Source organism: Pararhizobium sp. LjRoot255 (genome assembly GCF_964252905.1).
Taxonomy (GTDB): domain Bacteria; phylum Pseudomonadota; class Alphaproteobacteria; order Rhizobiales; family Rhizobiaceae; genus Pararhizobium.
Genome location: NZ_CAXUPQ020000005.1, coordinates 20,719 through 41,351, shown reverse-complemented (window position 1 = coordinate 41,351; position 20,633 = coordinate 20,719). Strand labels below are relative to the sequence as shown.

Annotated in this window: 14 protein-coding genes; 4 read left to right on the top strand and 10 right to left on the bottom strand. The window is 56.6% G+C overall.

Going from position 1 to position 20,633, the window contains the following annotated elements; all coding sequences use genetic code 11:
* Nucleotides 1–586 precede the first annotated feature (586 nt).
* From ACSQ2W_RS27030 to ACSQ2W_RS27000, 7 genes are all read right to left on the bottom strand, one after another.
* On the bottom strand, nucleotides 587–1,519 hold the full coding sequence (locus ACSQ2W_RS27030) for a MurR/RpiR family transcriptional regulator (protein WP_436089246.1): 933 nt from the start codon (nucleotides 1,517–1,519) through the stop codon (nucleotides 587–589).
* 159 nt (nucleotides 1,520–1,678) lie between these two features.
* Nucleotides 1,679–2,566: a fumarylacetoacetate hydrolase family protein gene (locus ACSQ2W_RS27025; protein WP_436089245.1), complete on the bottom strand. Its 888-nt coding sequence runs from the start codon at nucleotides 2,564–2,566 to the stop codon at nucleotides 1,679–1,681.
* A 133-nt stretch (nucleotides 2,567–2,699) separates the two neighbouring features.
* A complete protein-coding gene (locus ACSQ2W_RS27020; protein ID WP_436089244.1) occupies nucleotides 2,700–4,286 on the bottom strand; it encodes a GMC family oxidoreductase in 1,587 nt (528 codons plus the stop codon).
* A gap of 80 nt (nucleotides 4,287–4,366) precedes the next feature.
* Nucleotides 4,367–4,786: a nuclear transport factor 2 family protein gene (locus tag ACSQ2W_RS27015; protein WP_436089243.1), complete on the bottom strand. Its 420-nt coding sequence runs from the start codon at nucleotides 4,784–4,786 to the stop codon at nucleotides 4,367–4,369.
* 57 nt (nucleotides 4,787–4,843) lie between these two features.
* Nucleotides 4,844–6,583, bottom strand: a complete 1,740-nt coding sequence (locus tag ACSQ2W_RS27010; RefSeq protein ID WP_436089242.1) for a hydantoinase B/oxoprolinase family protein — start codon at nucleotides 6,581–6,583, stop codon at nucleotides 4,844–4,846.
* A 112-nt stretch (nucleotides 6,584–6,695) separates the two neighbouring features.
* Nucleotides 6,696–8,771 (bottom strand): hydantoinase/oxoprolinase family protein, encoded by a 2,076-nt coding sequence (locus tag ACSQ2W_RS27005; protein WP_436089241.1) that lies wholly within the window; start codon nucleotides 8,769–8,771, stop codon nucleotides 6,696–6,698.
* Nucleotides 8,772–8,842: 71 nt separating this feature from the next.
* Nucleotides 8,843–10,282, bottom strand: coding sequence for an aspartate aminotransferase family protein (locus ACSQ2W_RS27000; RefSeq protein ID WP_436089240.1), 1,440 nt, complete (start codon nucleotides 10,280–10,282; stop codon nucleotides 8,843–8,845).
* Nucleotides 10,283–11,272: 990 nt separating this feature from the next.
* Between ACSQ2W_RS27000 and ACSQ2W_RS26995 the strand changes: the two genes are divergently transcribed.
* Complete coding sequence (locus ACSQ2W_RS26995) at nucleotides 11,273–12,931, top strand: GMC family oxidoreductase (RefSeq protein WP_436089239.1); 1,659 nt, start codon at nucleotides 11,273–11,275, stop codon at nucleotides 12,929–12,931.
* Nucleotides 12,932–12,934: 3 nt separating this feature from the next.
* The gene (locus ACSQ2W_RS26990; protein ID WP_436089238.1) at nucleotides 12,935–13,369 is read left to right on the top strand and encodes a hypothetical protein; all 435 of its coding nucleotides are present in this window, start codon (nucleotides 12,935–12,937) and stop codon (nucleotides 13,367–13,369) included.
* A 656-nt stretch (nucleotides 13,370–14,025) separates the two neighbouring features.
* Here the strand turns inward: ACSQ2W_RS26990 and ACSQ2W_RS26985 are convergent.
* From ACSQ2W_RS26985 to gloA, 3 genes are all read right to left on the bottom strand, one after another.
* Nucleotides 14,026–15,435: an FAD-binding oxidoreductase gene (locus ACSQ2W_RS26985; RefSeq protein WP_436089237.1), complete on the bottom strand. Its 1,410-nt coding sequence runs from the start codon at nucleotides 15,433–15,435 to the stop codon at nucleotides 14,026–14,028.
* Between the two features lie 235 nt (nucleotides 15,436–15,670).
* The gene (locus ACSQ2W_RS26980; RefSeq protein ID WP_436089236.1) at nucleotides 15,671–16,624 is read right to left on the bottom strand and encodes a C-terminal binding protein; all 954 of its coding nucleotides are present in this window, start codon (nucleotides 16,622–16,624) and stop codon (nucleotides 15,671–15,673) included.
* A gap of 117 nt (nucleotides 16,625–16,741) precedes the next feature.
* A complete protein-coding gene (gene gloA, locus ACSQ2W_RS26975; RefSeq protein WP_436089235.1) occupies nucleotides 16,742–17,152 on the bottom strand; it encodes a lactoylglutathione lyase in 411 nt (136 codons plus the stop codon).
* Between the two features lie 825 nt (nucleotides 17,153–17,977).
* On the opposite strand from gloA, the gene ACSQ2W_RS26970 reads away from it, so the two are divergent.
* Together ACSQ2W_RS26970 and ACSQ2W_RS26965 are read left to right on the top strand one after the other, a co-directional pair.
* A complete protein-coding gene (locus ACSQ2W_RS26970) occupies nucleotides 17,978–19,090 on the top strand; it encodes an ABC transporter ATP-binding protein (RefSeq protein ID WP_436089234.1) in 1,113 nt (370 codons plus the stop codon).
* Nucleotides 19,091–19,124: 34 nt separating this feature from the next.
* Nucleotides 19,125–20,624 carry an ABC transporter substrate-binding protein gene (locus tag ACSQ2W_RS26965; RefSeq protein WP_436089233.1) on the top strand — a complete coding sequence of 500 codons (1,500 nt, stop codon included), beginning with the start codon at nucleotides 19,125–19,127 and terminating at the stop codon, nucleotides 20,622–20,624.
* Nucleotides 20,625–20,633: the final 9 nt, after the last annotated feature.

Genomic DNA, 20,633 nt, shown 5'->3' with positions numbered 1-20,633 from the left:
GCCATCCGGCTTGACCCGGATCTTCACGTTGTAGTCGACGACCCGTTTGACGGTGACCAGAACTTTCATGCGCCCATCCTCTCTACCACGCCAGAACCGCCGTCTCGTGCGGCAGCCTTGAAATCCCGAGGCCAGTTGGTCGGGTCAGACCGCTTGACGGACGCCAGGGATCAGCACTCGGTTCGCGCTCACGCCCGGGGATTCGTTAGCCATCATGGCCATTTTTACCGTTTAAGTGTCGCTTGTCCTTGATACGGACCATGCGAAAACAGCCATTGTTTACTTGCAAACGAACATTGTTTCGGGAGCGGCGCGAAGTCGAAGCTTTCCCGCACTCGATCCGCTGTCTTACGCAAAGATTGAACAGATGATCCGTGAGAATGTCAAGTGGATCACATGATCCAGCTGTATTTTTGTGATTTCGGTCAAGCCTATCCCGCATCTTGCCAGTGCCGTCATGCGCTAAGGAGCGTCCCAATCGAGTCCACAATCCGAGACGGGCGCCTCATTGCCTGGTCCGAGCGGCGAGCCACCACTTTCTTCCAAAGGTTCGCCTCAAAGGCGCAAGCCCCCGAAGCAATGTGTTTCAGCTACGATTTTCCTGGCGGAAGCTCTTGATGCCGCCGGACAAGAGATATTCGCCGGAGTCCACCAAGAAGTGTTCGTTGTCGCGAATTCTGTGTTGTGCCGCCTCGCCAAGCCTGCTGATGGTCAAGGCGGCGAGAATGTTGGCGATCGCGATTGCTCCGAGCGTGGATTCGGGAAATGCCCGGCCGGACGACTGCGCCACGAAATGCAGCGGCCCCGCAAACTTGCTGATGGGCGCCGCGAAGCTGTCAGTGATCGCGATAATCTTCGCTCCTGAAAGCGACGCCTTTTCAGTCAATCGATGCACCAGGCGGTTGAATGGCGCGAAGGTAACCGCGACAAAGGCATCGCCGGGCCGGATATCATCCAAAGCGCCCTCCGGCGCACCTCCGGGAGTGTCCAGCAGGACGATGTTCGGACGCGCCTTCCGCAGGGTGTAGGCGAGGGTATAGGCAGGCGTGAACGCCGTTCGCCGGCCGACGATATAGACTTTCGGGGCGCGGGCCAGCAGTTCGATGGCACTTTCAAGTCTGTCCTCTGACAGATGCGCTCTTGCCTGGGCAACGACGGCCCGCTCGGTCGCAAAGAAGGAATCGACGAAAGCCTTCAGTCCGGAGCTTTTGCCCATTTCGGTGATGAGCGTCTGCGCGCTCAACTCGTTTCGGTGTATGGACTGGCGATCCCGTTGACTGCCTTCCGGTGTCGTGTCGATGAACTGTTGCCGCAGATCGCCATAACCCGACAAACCCAACTTTTGAGCCAGCCTGACAAGGCTTACGGGCTGAACATTCGCGCGTCGCGCGATCTCCCGCATCGAGTAAAATGGAATTTCATCCGCATTGTTGATGATATAGTGCGCCGCATCCACGGTCTGTCCCGACAGTTCGACGCATATCACCTTAATTCGCTCGATCAGATCTAGCTTATCCATTGCTCTCTCTGGAAGATCGACTGTTGGTTGCGGCTTTGAATGCTATCCGGTCGCCGGGGATAGCCCGGCGACCTAACGAATGATTCCTATATTTCGCGATCCTGCGGCCGCGACCGCTTGAGTCGGATCGAGCACTAGATAGCCACAACCAAATGTTCGTCAGCGCACAACGTTGCGCAGGATGCCCACATTCTCAAGCTCCACCTCTACGGTGTCGCCCGGCTTCAACCACATCGGCGGCTGCCGCTTTGCACCAATGCCCTGGGGGGTGCCTGTCGTAATGATATCGCCGGGAGAAAGAGCCAGGAAATAAGAAACATAGCTTACCAAATGGCGAACCGGAAAAATCATGAGATGTGTATTGGAGGATTGGACCTGCGAACCGTTGACGCGGGTCTGGATATCGAGGTGCTGAATGTCCCCGACTTCATCCAGTGTCACAAGTGCTGGACCACATGGCGTCGAACCATCCACAGCCTTGCCTGCCAGCCACTGCGTTCCGCGATACTGAAGATCACGTGCCGTGATGTCATTCAAGACGGTCACACCGGCTACGAAATCCAGGGCGTCCTCTGCAGAGACGGAGCGGCATTCCTTTCCGATTACGATTGCGAGCTCGCCTTCAAAATCCAGGTTCGGTGTGATGTTGGAGCAGCATATCTCGTCGAAAGGACCGATGAGAGAGCTCGCGAATTTCGCGAAAATGTCGGGGTGCGACGGTAACGCGCGCCCGGTCTCCGCGACATGATCGTTATAGTTGAGGCCGATGCAAAGGATTTTGGACGGATCCGTAACCGGCGGGCCAAGCCGCACCTTGTTAAACGGCCCCACCTCAGCTTTCGGATTCTTCCGGGCTGCCGCGGTAAGCCGCACCGACAGCTCTGACAGCGCTCCTCCGTGTTCCCGCAGCAATTCACGGACCGATAAGGCCGGTCTCGCGTTCTCACCGTGTTCGCTTTTAAGCAGCGTATCCACGTCGAAGATCGACGCATCCACCACAACACCTGCTCGCCAAGAGCCAGCTGAGTCATAGGTAACGAGTTTCATTGGTCCTCCCGCACCATGTTGGTGCTTTCGTGAAATTAACAATATTCAACCATCGGGCGAGGACCGCAGCTTGAAACCTATCCGTCCACTGCTGAAAACTGGTCGACCTATGGAGGCTGCACATAGCTGGTATTTAGATCCGGTTCCCTTTCATAAAGTCGGCAGCACGCTCACCGATCATGATCGCCGGAGCATTTAGATTGCTCGATGAGACGAACGGCATAACGGAGGTATCGGCGACCCGAAGACCGTCGATGCCATGGACGCGCAACTGGGGATCGACGACGGCCATCTCGTCCGTTCCGATCTTGCAGGCACCGCTCAGATGATATGCTCCCTGCGTGTGCTTCCTGACGAAAGCCTCGAACTCTGCGCGGCTTTTCAACGGTTTGGCAGGCAAATGTGACTCGCTGACGAACTTCTTCAACGATGGCTGTTCCATGATCTCCTGTCCAAGCCGGATCCCGTCGACAAGCCGATCTACGTCATACTGATGACTGAGATAGTTAGGGTCTACAATCGGCGGAACACTCGGATCCGACGAGCGAAGAGCAATACGGCCGCGCGATTTTGGCCGGCAGGCATACACGTTAAGGGTGCATCCGCTGCCGCTGGCCGTCGTTTCCACACCTTCCTCAATGCCGGCGCCGGCCAGGAAGTGATATTGGAGATCCGGTGTGGGATCTGTTTGATCGCCCCACCAGAAGGCTCCGCCCTCGCAGATATTTGACGTAATTGGCCCGGTTCCAAAAAGCGCATACTGAGCCGCTGCGGCCAGCTGCCACCGCAGCTTTTTGTACTTGTCGTAGCTCGTGTTCGACTTCAGGTTATAGATCAGGAAGCAATCGGTATGGTCTTGCAGGTTCTGCCCAACGCCAGGAAGGTCGTGAATCACCTGAACGCCTGCGCGCTGAAGCTCGGCGGCAGGCCCTATCCCTGAAAGCAAAAGGAGACGCGGAGATCCCACCGCTCCGGAGGATATAACGACTTCGCGTTCCGCCCGCATCGTTTCAACGCGGCCATTCTCCACGTACTCAACGCCGACGGCGCGACCGCCCTCAAGCAGAATCTTCGTGACCTGCTTGTCGGTTACAATGCTCAGGTTCCGGCGCTTTCGGGCCGGGCGAAGATAAGCGTCGGCCGAACTGCACCGCCGACCATTCTTCGTGGTCAGCTGGTAAAGCCCCGCTCCTTTCAGCTCACCAGAATTGAAATCCGGATTGTAGGGTATTCCCGCCTCTTGGCAGGCCTTTACCCAGGCTTTGGTCAGCGGCAACGTATACTGCTGGTTCGACACGCTTAATGGCCCGTCCTGGCCATGAACGTCGTTCGAATACACTTCGTTGTTTTCTGCCTTGCGGAAGTAGGGGAGTACATCCTTGTAGCCCCAACCTTCTGCTCCATGATCGACCCAACGGTCGTAGTCCGATGGCGCGCCCCTCATATAAATCATGGCGTTGAGCGAGCTGCCACCGCCTAAAACGCGCGCTTGTCCGACTTGTGGCTCGGTATCGTATTGATGCTTTAGCTTTTCGACCTTGTACCAGTGAAGCAAAGAGCTTTTGAAGGATTTGTAGAATGTTACCGGAAAGCGGATCCAGAGGCTGCTGTCCCTGGGTCCGGCCTCAAACAGCGTGACCGATACATCCGGATCCTCGCTCAGCCGGCCCGCAATAGCGCATCCCGCGGATCCCCCACCTACCACAATAAAATCGGGCATCACACTATCCTAATTTGAATATATACCGCAAACGGCCCGCACACTGATGCGTGCGGGCGCTGAGCAGTCTTTTTCGGCGCTTATCGGACACCAGCGAAGAACGCATCAACTTCGGCCTGACGCATGTCGCAGAACCAGCACTCCACGATCTGCTCGTTTTCGAAACGATAAGCTGCGAGGCGGTCAGTACGAACCTGCTTGTCACCACGCGTCCAAATCTCATGGACCATGATCAGGATCGCCTCATCCGACTCTGCGATGAGCTCGTCATGTCCCGCCTCACCGCCGACGATCCACTTGTCGGTGTAGGCTGCGACCTTGTTTACCCAGCCTTCGACGAAGCCGTTGGCGCCGTGGAAATCGCCGGAAAGGACGGGGTGCGTGCCCCCCATGTGCACGACGAGATTGTCTGCATAGTAGCTGCAGCCCTTTTCAACGTCGCCGCTCGACCAAGCTTCGTGATATTCACGAAGAATGTCCTTCGCACGTTTCTTACTCATGTTAGCTCCCTCAATCGTTATACGGGAATTTCATCGATTTGAACCGTAAGGTGAAACTCACGCCGCCTTTTGTCTTGCCTCGGTCGAGAGAATGGATTTTCCATCGGCCGAGATCGCGACCCCATAAGTCGCGAGTGCTGCCTCTCGAGATACGACACCGTCGCGGACATCGCGCAGGACGGACGCGGGGTCGCGCTGGTGAGGATGCCCCCAGCCACCGCCAGCCGTAGCCTCAATCACCAGGTGAAATGGCTTGACCTCTTCGACGCCATAAGGCGGGCAGTAAAGCTCTTCACCGGTAGCCAGATCGAAAGCCTTGATCGATCCCTTCTCACCCCAATGTCCGCCATTGACGCCTGCACCGCTTTTTTTGCGGGCGCCCTCACCTCGCAGCAGATGCTCGCCACCAACCAAAACATCGACCACATAGTCGACGCCGGTTCCACCCCGGTACTGGCCCGCCCCCCCGGTATCGCAGCGCATCTGGTAGCGGTGCACGCGGATCGGATAGGATTGCTCATAGGTTTCCACGTTCGGAATGAACATGCCGCCGAGCGTCATCTGGTGACTGGATGTGGCAAAGCCATCTCGCCCTTTCACTGCGCCGCCACCAGAGCTGCCGTGCCAATGGTAGAGAACAAAGACACCCCCGTCAGGTTTCGTGCCTGACGAAATGCCAAATACCGATTTGCCCCAACCTGCGCAGGCGCGTTCGGGGTCGGCTTGGGCCAGTGCACCCCAGCACGCATTCATGATGTCGATCGCCGGGAATACCGTATTCATCGTCATCGGCGCCGGCGCCAAGGCGTTCACGACAGTTCCTTCGGGCGCTATGATCTTGACACAACGGTAGGTGCCTTCGTTGTGCGGAATTGCGGGGTCCAGAAAAGCGGAAAGAGCGCAATAGACGGCCGAATGCGTGTTGGCTATCCCGCTGTTCTTAAAGCCTTTGATTTGCGGCGACGTACCGGTAAAATCAAAGGTGATCTTGTCTTCGTCGATGGTCATCTTTATGCGCGTTTCGATGTCGACAAGATCAAAGCAGTCGGTATCGCTGAAGTCCGAGGCATGCCATACGCCGTTCGGAAGTTCGGAGATGGCTTGGCGCATCCGCCGCTCGCCGTAGTCGAGAAGAGCGTCGAGGTAAGCGCGGCCCTTCTTGACACCCAGTTGGGCGATGACGTCAGCCAACCGCTGGCCGCCGATCCGTGTCGAGCCGATCATCGCACCAAGATCGCCTTCCAGCAGGTCCGGGCAGCGCGAGTTCAGGAGCAGCATGCGCCACAGGTCGTCGCGCAGCTGGCCTTTTTCGATCAGCTTGAGAACAGGCAGGCGAATTCCCTCGTGGAAAATCTCGGTAGCCTTCGCATTGTAGGTACCGGCTGCGCCTCCACCGATATCGGACTGATGCGCACGGTTGCTGCAGAAGCCGACCAGCTCGCCGTCCACGAAAACCGGGCGAATAAGGGTCCAGTCAGGCAGGTGATTGCCGCCGGCCGCATAGGGATCGCTCAGAATAAAGACGTCTTCCGGCTCAATGCGCCCGGCGAAATCCCTAAGGACCGCACGCACGGCAAATCCGCCACTGCCGGAGTGGATCGGCAGACCATCCGCCTGTGCGATCGTCTCACCATCGGCATTGCTCAAGAAGCAGGAAAAATCATGACTCTGGCTGAAGATCGGACTGCGCGCCGTCCGAGTCATGATGGTTCCCATCTGCAGACTGATATGATCCAGCTGTCGCTGCAGAATTGCAATAAGAACCGGATCGTTTTCGGGAGACAAAACAGTGCTCATAGTTTGACCTCATCAATTCTTGCAATAAACAACCGGCCTTGTGGGGAATTTGACTGCCGTCGCGCCAACGATGCGGCGGTTTTCAAATAGTGCCAAAGGATGCTTCGCTTGTTCATGCTGCCTCGCCCTGCAGGATGTCGACATGATAGTTGCCGGCATCAGTCATTGTGAGCTCGTCGCCGGCACCAAGAATGAGTGTGGTAGTGGCTTCCTCGATGATGGCAGGCCCAGTCAACCGCTGGCGGGGGGTTAGAACCCTACCATCGTAAACGGGCGTTTCAACAAAGCCCATCTCCTTGTTGATCCATACCGGCCGGCGTGCAATCGCCACTGGATCGGAAACTGCAGCGGAAGCCGTGGCAACTTCCAATGCATCCAGCTTGCCAATCGCCGCTAATCGCAGATTGACTATTTCAATTGCACCAGCGGGCTGCACGTAACCGAAAAGCCGTTGATAGACCTGTTCAAACGCTGCCCGTATCGTCGCGGCATCCGTCGAGGAACATTCCACGGGGATGGTCCATTGCTGGCCGAAATAACGAAGGTCGTAGGCACGCTTTAGAAGCGCCTTGTCCCCCGTGAATCCTTCGCGCGCCAGAACATCACTCGCTTCCGCCTGCATCTCGACATAAGCGGCTTCGAGCTGACTCGGTCCCGAGGTCTCCGCATTGTCCAGCTCTTTGAGCCAGCTTCGCACATAGTCATGGCGAAGGTCGGAATTGCACATCCCAAATGCGCAGAATACGCCCGCAAGCCGCGGAATATAAAGGCTTGAGCAGCCGAGCAACCTTGCCGTCGAAGGGCCGTGCAAGGGACCCGCTCCACCGCAGGCTACGAGCGTAAACGCCCGCGGATTGTAACCTTTCTCAAGCGAGGCTTGCTCCACTGCGTGAAGAATATTTTGTTCGACGAGCTGAATGATGCCAGCCGCCGCATCCGTGACGCTGAGACCAAGAGGTTTGGCGACATGCGTCTCAATTGCCTCGACCGCCTTTTCGAGGCTCAAGGTGATCACTCCGCCGGCATATGGACCCGGCTTGAGCCGGCCGAGCACGAGCTGCGCGTCGGTAACAGTCGGCCGTGTGCCGCCGCGGCCATAGCTTGCCGGTCCGGGCGTGGAGCCCGCACCCTCCGGCCCAGCCTTCAGAAGGCCGGCACCGTCCACGGATGCGATCGTACCTCCGCCTGCACCTACGGTGTGAATATCGACAGACGGAATGTTCAAATGGTAACCGTCGACCACGATCTGGTCGGTCATTGAAACCATACCGTGCTCCATCAGTGTAACGTCGCAGCTCGTTCCACCGACCTCGATCGACATCAGTTGCTCGGACCCGGTGTCCTGGCCGAAGAACTTCAAGGAACCGACGCCGGCAGCCGGGCCCGATAGAACCAGACTGGCGGGCGCGTGACCGATCTCATCGATGGAAATCGCTCCGCCGTTCGACTGGATCATCAACAGCTTGCGCTGCAAGCCGAGCGAGGCGAGCCGTTTTGAGAGGCTTTCAAGATAAGGGACAACACGGCGCGCAACATATGCGTTGACGACGGTCGTCGACGTGCGTTCATATTCACCGATCGTTGGGGCGATTTCCGACGAAGCGGTGACCCAGACATTTGGAAGAAGCTTCTTCAGCTCTGCCTTGGCCGCCCGTTCGTGAGCCGGATTCGCGTAGGAATGCAGGAAGCAGATCGCAACGGCCTCAACACCCTCCTCCTCGAAGACGCGCGCTGCGGCCGCGACGGAAGCGGGATCGAAAGGTATCCTCACCGTGCCATCCTGCTCCAGGCGTTCGACGATAGGGAGGCGCAGATAGCGGGGAACCAGGACTTCCGGAAACGGCTTTCGATGGTCCCACACGTACTCACGCATGGAGCGCCTGATCTCCAGCGAGTCCCGGAACCCGTCCGTGACTAGGAGTCCAACCTTTGCGCCCTTCTTTTCAAGCAGCGTGTTTGTAGCAATGGTCGAGCCATGGACAAACAGCTCAGTATTGGAAAGTAAGGCTTCTATGTCGATTGCCAAGGCACCGGCCGCCAGTCGGATCGCCGAAAGTACGCCTTCGGTTGGATCGGAAGGCACTGAAGGAGCTTTGAACGCGCGCACGGCTCCTCTGGAGTCAACCATCACCAGGTCGGTAAAGGTACCACCGATATCAACTCCGACGCGGTAGGGTGCAATTAACATCGGCTGTCCACTCATCGTTGCTCACCATATCCTTCTATCTTCTGTCAGAGGTTCAACTGAACTCTCCGGCCTCAAGCTGCCGAGCCTTGATGAGCGCCGAACTCCCTTTCGACGACGCGCACCAGTTTGTCTGCTATCGAAAACACTTCGACTTCGGTCATCGGACTGGAAAGCGACCCCGAGCAATTGGGCGTCAGGAGCACGTTTTCGTCCAACATGGCCAATTGAATCCGACGGATGAGCTTTGCGGCCTCTGCAGTCGGAAATGCGCTCCGATAACCAGTGACTTTGCCCGCTCCGATATGAAGCCGGAACAGCGATCCCATTCCGGTTACCGTCGCCGCCACGCCAGCTTCCGCAAGCCCTTTGCTGATTTTCTCGCGCAGGGTGTGTCCGAGTTTGTTGAGCCGGTCTACCACCGGCCGCGAGTAATGCTCCAGAGAGGTCAAGCCCGCAGCCATGCTAAGAGGGTTGGCACTGAACGTACCTCCCATAGATACTTTTGGCTTGCCGGCAGAGTGGTCGAAGACCGACATGCAATCGGCGCGCCCGGATACCGCGCCAATCGGCAGTCCGCCGCCAATGATCTTGGCTGTCGTGATCAGGTCCGGCTCGAGACCGAAAAGAGGAGAAGCCCCTTCATAGGACAGACGGAAGCTGATCACTTCGTCGGCAATGAGAATGATGCCATCGCGGCGGCAGGCCTCTTGTATGATCGCAGCCGTTTCCCTTGACATTGGCACCGTGCCGGCCCGCGAGGCATTCGGATCAACGATAACAGCCGCCAGCGAAGCTCCTTCACGGCGCAGGATATCGGCGCAACGCTGTGGATCATCGTAGGGAAGCACCACCACCTCTTGCAATACCGAGTCCGGCGTACCCGCATTGCAGCGGACAGATGCGGGATTGCCATTCTCGTCGTCCCAATTGGAGGGCGTCGGATCAAGGCTCACCTCCACCCAATCATAGGCTCCGTGATAGCAGCCCTCGAACTTGGCAATTCGGTGCCGGCCGGTCAGACCGCGCGCACCTTTGATTGCGGCCAGCACCGCCTCGGTTCCCGAGTTGCAGAAACGGGTCTGCTCCATCCGCGGGTTTCTGGCAGCCAGCGCTTCGGCCAGAAGGATTTCGCCCTCGGTCGGCATACCGAACGCTGTTCCCCTGGTCATTGCGTCGCTCACCGCGTCCAGAACAGGGCCAAATGCATGGCCATGAATGAGCGAGAAGAAGTTGTTCGCGCAATCAAGAAGCCGCCGTTCATCAATGTCGATGACCCAGCAACCTTCACCACGCGCTGCATAGGGCGGATGCGGCTGAAACCACGACGCCGCGCGCATCGAGCCCCCTGGAACCACTTTCCGCTCTCGCGAGAACGCGGCTTCGGAGCGCTTGCCGATAACGGAACCTGTTCCACCGCTGTTGTGCCCTAAGCTGAGTTTCATTTCATTCTCCATCCAGTCTTGAGTGAGTGCAATAAACACCATGATCCAGCAAGATGTCAACAGGATCATGTGATCCAGCGCTTTTTGCTACGCGGCAGCTCTGGAGGCATCCAAAACACTGGAGTCGCCGAAGTGGTTGCTGGCCGCCTAAGCCATTGCGGCCGGGCATATCTGAGGATCATTGTGTAAGATGAACGCAAATCTGCCGACGATTGACTGCTGATTTTCGCTGTCTGACGTGGCGTGGCCAAGTTGGTTCGAGCGCACGATCTGAACCGACGTTGCTGCGCGCTATCATGCTCGGAGTTCAACATCGTCACACGAGAGACTGAATGAGCGAGTTCGATAATCCGATGTGCCACGCCGAAACAGGCCAGATCTAGCTACCGTTTCGCCCGATACGTTGCGCCTTTTCGCAGGCAGGCTCTCATTGCTGAGCGATCACCGTCCATCCCCGCCCCAGCAGACCCACACTGCAAGCGCTCCGCACGGAACGGTGAGCCATGTGGGTGGGCAACCCACGAGTTGTTCTTGAAGATTTTGCCTCGTGGGGCACTGGGACCTTTCTCCGACCAGGTAATCAAGCCGGTGCGGGGCGGACAAAATTTCACTCGGATCACTTGATCCACTTGACACGCATCAGGATCATGATGTTGACTGTGGTGGATCAGGCTCGCGTGGAGATATTTGCGGAGGACTTGGATTCGGCCGTGAAAATAGGATCCCATGCGTGCCCAGGGAGATGAACCTATTATGAGCGGCGACAAAAGTGGAGGTCTTCGCTCTTAACGGACAAATACCGCCCGGAGCTACAAGAAACGCCGTTATCACTGGTCCCAGTCGTCCGAGAAGCAACAAGATTTGAAGCGCAGCTGACCCCAGGGCGTAAAAGTAGGTCGCGAGGAGAATTCCGAGGACTTGTTGATGCCATCGCTCTGGGATGTGCAGATTTGCCTGGTGTCCAAATCGGACCAATCCGCGGCAACTGCGAAGAGACGACACTCGGCAGGAAATCCCGCCGCCGCACAGGCACTGCGTAAAATTTAAGGAGTCAGTTAGATGACCAATGAAAGCCAAACGACTGTTTATGACGTTGTGATTGTTGGCGCCGGGCCGTCCGGGGCAGTGGCAGCAAAACGCCTTGCAGAAGAGGGAATGTCTGTCATCTGTCTGGAACAGGGCAGCTACCCTGACTACACGAAGCTTCGCCACTCCGGTCTAGAGTTCGAACTGACGAAAGCCCAGCATTTTTCTTCAAATCCGAATAGGCGGAAGTCACCGTCCGATTATCCCATTAACGTCACAGATTCAGACATCGAGCCGTTAATGTGGAATGGCGTAGGCGGGAGCTCGATCATCTATACGGCTGCTTGGCATCGGTTGAAACCGAGTGATTTCCGAGTGCGCACGGTGGATGGCATCGCGGACGACTGGCCCCTGAGTTACGCCGATCTTGAACCATTTTATGCGCGTGTTGAGAACGATTTTGCCGTTTCTGGTGTCGGGGGTGATCCAGCGTACCCTCCGGGATTTGATATACCGCTTCCACCCTTTCCTTTAGGAAAGATGGAAAAGAAACTTGCCGAGGCACATGACCGGCTTGGATGGCACTGGTGGCCCGGCAGCAATTCAATAGCGACAGTGAAACACAACGGGCTATTGCCTTGCGTGCGTCGCGGGGCGTGTGCCTGGGGTTGCTTCGACGGCGCCAAGGCGTCAGTCGACAGAACGCACTGGCCCACATGTGTTAGGCTCGGGGTTAAACTCGTTCAAAATGCACGTGTATTGCGCGTTGAGACTGGATCTGATGGTCTTGCAACGGGCGTAACCTATGTGGATCGCGAGACAGGGGCTACGCATTTTCAGCCGGGGCGCATCGTGATTGTTTCAGCCAACGGTGTCGGCACACCCCGGCTGCTCCTTAATTCAACTTCGAATGACCATCCCAACGGATTGGCGAATTCCTCGGGCCTGGTCGGCAAGCGGTTAATGATGCACCCTTACGGGACCGTGAGCGGCCTGTTCGACGACTTCTTCGAAAATTGGCAAGGACCCTACGGCCAGCGCGCCTACTCCCTCGAATTTGCAGAGACCCGCAAAGATACGAATTTCTACCGAGGAGCAAAATGGCAACTCATGGGAATGGGCGGCCCTCTGGCATCGGTTGGCAGTTGGCCATGGGGCAACAACGGCGACGTCTGGGGCGAGAATTTTCATGCAACGGTGCAGAAACGGTTCGGTCGTTCAGCCTATTGGGGGATTATGGCCGAGGATCTACCGAGTGAGGAGAACATGGTAGCTCTCGATCCCGATGTGACCGATGGTCAAGGCATGCCTGCCGTGAAAGTGACGTACAAGGCATCGCAAAACACAATGGATCTGTTGGACTTTAACCTGTTGCGCGCCGCGGAGTCCATGAAGGAAGCGGGTGCATATGAAGTCTCGGGAACACCATTAATGCGAGAAACCGGCTGGCACATACTCGGAACAGTCCGTATGGGCAACGATCCGCGCACCTCAGTCGTTGACTCGTTTGGCCGCTCGCACGACGTGCCAAACGTCTTCATCATGGACGGGAGCGTAATGCCCACCTCGGGTGCAGTTAATCCAACTGGCACCGTTACCGCGCTGGCACTGCGAAACTCCGAATCCATCATTGAAAACAGGCGCTCACAGCCGGTCAGCCGGGCTGCCGAAGCGCGAAAGGTTGGACTCTAAGCCATGACCTACAACATCGAGGACTTTCAAACCAGGATCGCATGGGTCGCCGATACCCTAATCCCGTCAGACGCGAAATTCGACATGCCCTCTGCCACGGAAGCCGGCATGCTGGAACGTCTCTTACCCCGTGCTTTAAAGGAGCGTGACGATATGGCGCCGTCATTCTTTGAGGCAATTTCGCGCCTGCCTGAGACCCGTCCAAATGATCCCATGGACGCAATCCGCGCTCTGGGCACCGATGGCTTCTATGTGATTTCGTTCCTGATCGCGGGCGCCTATTTCTTGGACGAGGCGGTATGCCGAAAATTGCGCTATCCAGGGCAGGAAGCCTTGTACGAAACGCCGGATTACGACGAGATAATGGAGACGATAGAGCGGGTGCAGTCAAGGGGAGCGGTTTACCTGGACGTGCCGGATGGGTCGGAATCTGTCTAGGTCGAAGCGGCAGAAATCGTGGGTGCCCCGTTGGGCGTAGGCGAGGCAAACCTGGCCTACTTCCTGGTTGCAATCAAAGGAGCTTCTCAGCAGAGCGATTTACGCGATGCATGATATCAACGTGAAAATCACGGGCTGGTGACGATTCATGAGCTCTCGCTTACTCGGCAAGGTAACGGCCGAGATTTTTGTCACGAGCCGATCTGCCATTCGCACAGAGTTTAGGCGCTTTTTTTCATGTATCTCGGTGACTTGGGCATATGTCCGTCTTGTGGGTTGAGGTGGCTCTTGCCGCCCCCCCCGGCGGTGGGAGGATAGAGCCGGGGCGGGCGAAACCGAAAATGGTATCTCTGTTGAGCGACGGCTGGAAAGTGAAAGCGACGCCGGTCAGGTCTTGATGGCGGCAATCCTACTCATCCTAGCTGCGGTCTTGATGCCACTTCTCTCGCGCAAGGCTCTACGTCGCGCAGTTATGCCTGCTGAGGTCGGTTATCGACAACAAATAGGAGCTGATGCTTGTTTCCGGTTTCCGTTCAGTATGCTGACGGGCGGGAAGAAGCGGCAGCCCGAAGGAGCAAGCCCTTGTGACGGATGGCAGGGCCGAGACAATGATGGGGGTCATTTACGTGCCTCAAGTTTCTCCCCGCGCACGACTATCAAGGAACGACCTTGCCGGGGTTGAGCAACCCGTGCGGATCGATCGCCGTCTTTATCCGCTTCATCAAGTCGACTTTCCCTTTCGCGCCATAGCGCTGAAGCAAGTCAAGCTTGACGCGCCCTATCCCATATTCAGCGCTGAATGTCCCCCCCATTTCGAACGCCAGCCTGTAGATTTCGGGGGAAATGTCCTGCTCCACACTGCGTTTGAAAATTGCCTTGTCCGTCCCGTCAGGGGGGACAATGTTAAAGTGGACGTTGCCATCGCCGACATGGCCGTAGACCGAAAGAATGGCATCACTCCGATACTTGCGAACAAGTTGACACGCCGATTCGATAAAAGCAGCAAGGCGGGAGGTTCGCACCGCAATATCATGCTTGACCGATCCGCCATGGTGCACTTCAGCCTCGGGTATGTTTTCGCGCAAATGCCACAGGTCTGCCCGTTGCTGCTCGCTTGCGGCTATTGTGCCATCGCTGATCAACGCAGATTCGTAGAGCTCGGCAAGAAGCGCGCTCATACATTCTTCGAGGTTTAGTACGGGAGAGGCGGTCGCGGCCTCCAGAATAACATAGTGTTCGCTTTCCTGCTCAAGGGGATGCCGAAGATGGCCCTTTGCACCGAGGAGCAGATTCAAAGACACTCCCGAAATGTATTCGAATGACGTAATCGCCTCTCCACTTTGTGTTTGGGCGGCATCTAGGATGGTAGCAAGCGAAACGATGTCGCGTACCGCCAGAAACGCTGTAATCGTCTGGCGCGGTCTCCTCACCAGCTTAAGGGAAACGCCGGTGACAACGCCCAGGGTTCCTTCCGCCCCAATGAAAAGCTGCTTCACGTCATAGCCTGAATTGTTTTTCCTAAGCGGGTTCAATTCGCTAAACAGCGAGCCATCCGGTAATACGGCTTCAAGTCCGAGCACTAGATCGCGCGTCATGCCGTATCGGACGACATTGATTCCGCCGGCATTGGTCGAGAGGTTGCCGCCAATGCGACAAGATTGTTGTGAGCCGAGTGCGAGCGGTAGCATCAGGCCCACATCAGCAGCGGCCCTTTGCAAATCGCTGAGTATCATGCCTGCTTCTGCGGTGACGGAGAGATTTTCAGCGTCAAGCTCGCGGAGCCTGTTCATTCTCTCCAGGCTAACGAGCAATTCCTGCCCGTCGGCGCTTGGCGTTGCCGCCGTGCAATAGCTCGTGTTGCCGCCCTGGGGAACGAGACCAACCTTGTGCTTTGCGCATGCACGGATAATCGCCTGAACTTCAGCCGTATTGCGTGGACGCAACAGGGCGGCAGTCGCTCCGACGTACTGGCGACGAAAATCTGTGACGTAGGAAGATATGATATCCTGATCTTTCGTCACCACCCCCTCAGGCAGATCCAAAAGCACGCTGTCGATACATTGCATCGCTCAATGTTCCGTTTGTCGAAGGCAGACCTTGCGCCTTGTTTCCACTTACACGCTTGCGACAATCGCAAGCCGTAGCATGCACCCTTCAAACAGTTTGCCCGCATTGAGGCGCCACCCACCAGTGGCGGCCGCACTTTTGGTCTATTGCCCGCAAAGCGTTGGCGCTTGAGCCAAGGCTGTCTTCTCGATCAAGGTGAATCTGCGGATCAACTATTCATGAGCGGCGAGCACATCACCGGGTTACGAGATCCGGAAGGGCCTCTCCCTGCAGTGCGCGACGCGCCCTTTCGACTGCTTGTTCTTGCAATGCATCCAATGAAGTGTTGGAGCGCCAGGCAACATGAGGCGTGAACACCGTATTTGGTGCTTCGCGGAGCGGATGGCCAGCGGGCAAGGGTTCCTGCGCGAATGTATCGAGCCCTGCGCCTGCTATGCTTCCTGCGCGAAGAGCAGCGGCAAGCGCTTCCTCATCGATTAGCCCACCGCGCGAAACGTTTACAATCACCGCATTGCGCCGCATGCGCTCAAGTGCCTCGGCCGAGATGATGTGGCGGGTTTCCTCAGTGAGAGGCAAATGAAGCGAGACAACATCCGACTCCTCCAACACCAGCTTCAGGGTTGCCGCGGGGACGTCTGAAAAAGTTGAGATCGGGTCAAAAGCATGGACCTTCGCGCCAATAGCGGTCCACCATTTCGCGACCAGTCGTCCGATGCGACCCATTCCAACTACGCCAACCTGCAGGTTCGATAGTTTGGGCGTATCCAGACCAATCACTCCCGCCCACTCGCCCGCGCGGATGGCTGCTTGCCCCTGCGGAATGCGACGAGCCAGGTTTAGCCCCATCGCCAATGCATGTGATGCGACTTCCTCGGAAGCCGTATCGGGAACAATAGTCACGGGCACGCCCACTCTGTTGGCCGCCGCCACATCAATGTTGTCGTAGCCGACGCCATAGCGCACGACTGCCTTGCAGCGCCGCAACATCCCGAACTCCTCCGCCGTCATCTTGGCGTAGGGCGTGACCATTACGACCTCCGCCTCAGCCATGCGACTGCGGAATGACGCCTGATCCTCAGCAACCACGATCTCTCGGCCGAAGCGTTCAGCTAATGCACGTTCCCTGTTTACGTTCGGGAAGCGGTGGGGCGCGACCAGGATAATCCCCGCCTCGTTTGCCATAGTCATCTTATCAGTTCTCCACATTTGACATGAAATCGGTGGACGCAATCGGTTGCGTGTCGCAATCGATGTCCAAGGTTCGCATCACGATCGTCGGAAAGTCGCAGGGCTTCTTGACGACCCTCAGCTCATTGTGTCGAGGTCGATCAGCTCGATCTTGTACCCATCGGGATCCTCGACAAAGGCAATCGCGGTCGTACCGTGCTTCATGGGTCCTGCGGGTCGGGGTATCCGAGCTCCGTTCGCCGCCAACTCATCGCAGATGTTGTAGATATTCCTGACGCCGAGTGCGATGTGCCCGTAGCCGGTGCCGAGATCATAGTCGGTTTCTTGATCCCAGTTGTGGGTCAGCTCGATGACCGCATTGGATTCTTCCGGGCCGTAGCCCACGAAGGCGAGCGTGAACTTGCCTTCGGGGTAGTCCAACTTGCGCAGCAACTTCATTCCCAGGAGCCGCGTGTAGAAATCGATCGACCTGTCGAGGTCTTTCACCCGCACCATTGTATGCATTACCCGAAATTTTGGCTCACTCATCCGTCTTTCCCTCTCGATTGTCCGTCTCGTAGCTAGCGCCCGATGGCTTACTTGGGCTTGCCGGCAAAAAGGCCTGTTTCCAGCGCCCGTCTTGGCGACGCCCTTGCGCGCATCTCAGTGTAGGCAGGCGGGTCTGGTCGGTTCTTGTCTCTATGGCACCTGGCCACAGGCCGCTGACAGCAGTGGTCCACCAATCTTCACCATTCTTTGCATATGCCAGGTCCGCCCGGAAAATAGTGGATACACATCTCATGAATTGCCAAGCCGCTGACGATACCGCGCCTGCGCTGAAACCCAATTTCCGCTTCGCTCCACACCCAGTTCTTGACGTCAGTGAACACTATGATCCAGAGATATGTCAATAGGATCATGTGATCCAGATCATTTTTCTCTCCCGTTGTCGCCGAAGGCATGTGGGAAGCGACCGGTGACGTCGCGAAGTCCCGTCTCTTTTGGAACGGCATCACGAAGGGGCAAAGCCTTCGACGTCGTTGCCATGATTGGCCTCGCTCCAGCCGTGGATGAGTATGCCATGGCCCCCTCCTCTAAGTGGCGTCTCGCTCGCACGCGTCACGCTGGCACCTCCCGACGTGGAGGTGACCGCGCGCAGATGGAATGACAAAAAAACAGCGTGGATCACATGATCCTATTGACATGTATCTGGATCATGATGTTCACTACAGTCAATAAGAAGGGGATCGAGGGCTAGAGAAGTTTCTGCGCCTTATAGCGATTTAGCACGGTACGTATCCGCGAGCGCTCCGAAGGCAATTGCCTGTCGGCTCATTCAGTTTCACCAGCAAGACGCCCTCTGAAGGAGAGCTTATGACTTCCGTCACTTTTGCAAATGTCTGGAAGCAATTTGGTACGCACACGGCCATCGAAGACCTCAATCTTGAAATCAAAGATGGTGAGTTCATGGTGTTCGTCGGGCCCTCCGGATGCGGAAAGACGACCACCCTTCGAATGCTTGCGGGCCTGGAAACCCCGACATACGGCAAAATCCTGCTCGGGAATGAAGATGTCACGCTAACGCAGCCCGGGCGCCGTAACATCTCGATGGTTTTCCAAAGCTATGCGCTCTACCCGCACATGACTGTTCGTCAGAATCTAGCATTTGGCCCCGAAATCCGACATGAAAAAAAATCTGACATTTCCGCTGGTATCGACAGGGTCGCGAACCTTGTCGGGCTTCAGGCGCTGTTGAACCGCTTTCCAAGCGAGCTTTCGGGCGGGCAGCGCCAGCGAGTGGCTCTCGCGCGCTCGATGATCCGTCGCCCGCGCATTTTCCTTCTCGATGAACCTCTATCAAATCTGGATGCCAGCTTACGAACCCACATGCGCACCGAGATTGCCGAGTTGCAGCGCCAGTTGGGTGTCACCGCGGTTTATGTCACGCATGACCAAGTTGAAGCGATGACAATGGGGCATAGGATTGCGGTGTTTGATCATGGCCGCATTCTTCAGGTTGCAACGCCGGCGGAACTGTATCAAGCACCAGCCAACAAAGTTGTCGGCATGTTCATCGGTTCCCCCCGAATGAACATCCTACCTGCCACGGTTAGCCTTGATGGCGGTACGGTGACGGTTCGCTGCTTTGGCACGGCCTTCTCCATGGAGGGACGACACTTTGCCATGGATCGTTTTTCGGACAAGGTCGAATTGGGCATTCGGCCAGACGAGATCCAATGGGTGAAGGATGCCCCTTCAAGATGCACCCAAAAAATCACGGGCACTGTGACATCACTTGAGACGACGGGATCTGACACCTTCGTCCTGGTTGATGTCGAGGGAACGGAAGTGAACTCCAAATTTCCAAGCTTTGCTCCTGTAAGGCGCGGAGACACGGTCGATTTGGTCTTTGATCCAGCAGACCTGCATTTTTTTGATGCAGGGACTGGGGCGAGCCTGAAGGTCACTTTGACCAACTATCACTAACCGGAAACGCATTCTAAACTGGGAGAAAGAGTTTATGTTGACATACCGAGTTGGATACACTTCCTACGCGACGCCGAATCATGAATCTGACGATTGCGCGCAAGCCAATCACGACAGGAGTTCATCGCGGCTTCGCTCAAACCGCTTGACAATCGCGAAAGCCTTCAATCGGGCATTCCGCAACTATTCTTTGGCCGCCACCCTAATGGCCACAACGGTTTTTTCAACCGCATATGTGGACGTCGCCCAGGCTGCAAATGTGAAGGTAGCCTTCAGTCTGAACTGGACCTTCGCTGATCCCAAGCTCGCTCAAAAATGGTTCGCCGACGTCAAGGCTCAATTTGAGGCGAAGCATCCCGGGGACACGATGGAACTCATCCCCGTCCCCGGCACCTATGACGACTTCATCACCAAACTAAGCCTCCTTTACAACTCGCCGGACACCAAGCCGGATGTGGTCCAGTATTTCGATATCAACGTCGGACAATTCGCTGCCAGCGAACTTCTCTCGCCGCTCGACGAGAAGATTGCGAACGCACCTTGGTGGCAGGACACTCCGGAAGCCGTAAAGGAGTCAGGAAAATACGATGGCCATGTTTATTCAGCAGCCCAAGGGATCAATACCTACGGCATCCTTTTTGACCGTACTCTGACCGAAAAGGCCGGGATGCCGAAGGATTGGGAGCCGAAAAGCTGGAATGAAATCCTTGACGCCGCGCGGGCGATCAAGAAGACGTCCCCCGACGCTTCGCCGCTCTACATCATAACAGGCACGTCGCAGGGCACCTTCGGCGTGGTGGCGGGACCGGGCTTATTACTGTCCGCATCCAGCACGCCGACGATCTATGACACAGCTACCAAGAAATGGGTGGTTGACAGCAAGGGCATCAGGGAAGTTCTCAACTTCTACAAGACTGCGGCAGCGGAAGGTCTTCTCGCGCCCACCTCGCAGATCATGGATCCCAACGGCGCAACTCATCCCGCGCAGGCTCTGCACGATCATAAATTCGGTATCACGTTTGCAGGAAATTGGATCCCGGTCTTCTGGGGCAAGGATATATGCGCCCCCTGCTGGGATGATAAGGAAGAAACGATCGGTTTCGCCAAGGTGCCGACGTCTGAAGGCCAGACACCGGGAACGGGAGCGAGCTTTAACGGCGTTGTCCTGTCCATGTCCAAAGACCCGTCGAATCCTGATCTCGCCTGGTCTGCAATCGATATCATGCAGCAAAAGCAAAATATGCTGAATATTGCAGCCTGGGTAGCGGTTGCTCCGTCCACGGCTTCCTTGAAGGCCGATCCAAATTATGTTTCCCTCAGCCGTCCGCCTTTCCAAGAAGCATTTGCCGAGTTGGGTTCAACCTCGAGAAGCATGCCTTCGCAGGCCGAGTTTCCGATCTGGGGCAATGCGTTCCAGCAAGCTACTCAGGCAATGGTGCTGAAGCCAGAGACTACGATTGACGAAGGTGTCGAGATCCTCCGATCGAACATGGCAACCCAGGTGGGCGAGGACAACTTGGAGACCTTGCCTTGAATTCGAAGC

What these genes read in the sequence shown, in the direction of transcription:
- ACSQ2W_RS26980 (WP_436089236.1), bottom strand. Translation starts at nt 16,624, where the DNA reads ATGACTATGGCAAACGAGGCGGGGATTATCCTGGTCGCGCCCCACCGC.
- ACSQ2W_RS26965 (WP_436089233.1), top strand. Translation starts at nt 19,125, where the DNA reads ATGTTGACATACCGAGTTGGATACACTTCCTACGCGACGCCGAATCAT.
- ACSQ2W_RS26970 (WP_436089234.1), top strand. Translation starts at nt 17,978, where the DNA reads ATGACTTCCGTCACTTTTGCAAATGTCTGGAAGCAATTTGGTACGCAC.
- ACSQ2W_RS26985 (WP_436089237.1), bottom strand. Translation starts at nt 15,435, where the DNA reads ATGCAATGTATCGACAGCGTGCTTTTGGATCTGCCTGAGGGGGTGGTG.
- ACSQ2W_RS27025 (WP_436089245.1), bottom strand. Translation starts at nt 2,566, where the DNA reads ATGAAACTCGTTACCTATGACTCAGCTGGCTCTTGGCGAGCAGGTGTT.
- ACSQ2W_RS27000 (WP_436089240.1), bottom strand. Translation starts at nt 10,282, where the DNA reads ATGATCCTGTTGACATCTTGCTGGATCATGGTGTTTATTGCACTCACT.
- ACSQ2W_RS26990 (WP_436089238.1), top strand. Translation starts at nt 12,935, where the DNA reads ATGACCTACAACATCGAGGACTTTCAAACCAGGATCGCATGGGTCGCC.
- ACSQ2W_RS27020 (WP_436089244.1), bottom strand. Translation starts at nt 4,286, where the DNA reads ATGCCCGATTTTATTGTGGTAGGTGGGGGATCCGCGGGATGCGCTATT.
- ACSQ2W_RS27005 (WP_436089241.1), bottom strand. Translation starts at nt 8,771, where the DNA reads ATGTTAATTGCACCCTACCGCGTCGGAGTTGATATCGGTGGTACCTTT.
- ACSQ2W_RS27015 (WP_436089243.1), bottom strand. Translation starts at nt 4,786, where the DNA reads ATGAGTAAGAAACGTGCGAAGGACATTCTTCGTGAATATCACGAAGCT.
- ACSQ2W_RS27030 (WP_436089246.1), bottom strand. Translation starts at nt 1,519, where the DNA reads ATGGATAAGCTAGATCTGATCGAGCGAATTAAGGTGATATGCGTCGAA.
- ACSQ2W_RS27010 (WP_436089242.1), bottom strand. Translation starts at nt 6,583, where the DNA reads ATGAGCACTGTTTTGTCTCCCGAAAACGATCCGGTTCTTATTGCAATT.
- ACSQ2W_RS26995 (WP_436089239.1), top strand. Translation starts at nt 11,273, where the DNA reads ATGACCAATGAAAGCCAAACGACTGTTTATGACGTTGTGATTGTTGGC.
- gloA (WP_436089235.1), bottom strand. Translation starts at nt 17,152, where the DNA reads ATGAGTGAGCCAAAATTTCGGGTAATGCATACAATGGTGCGGGTGAAA.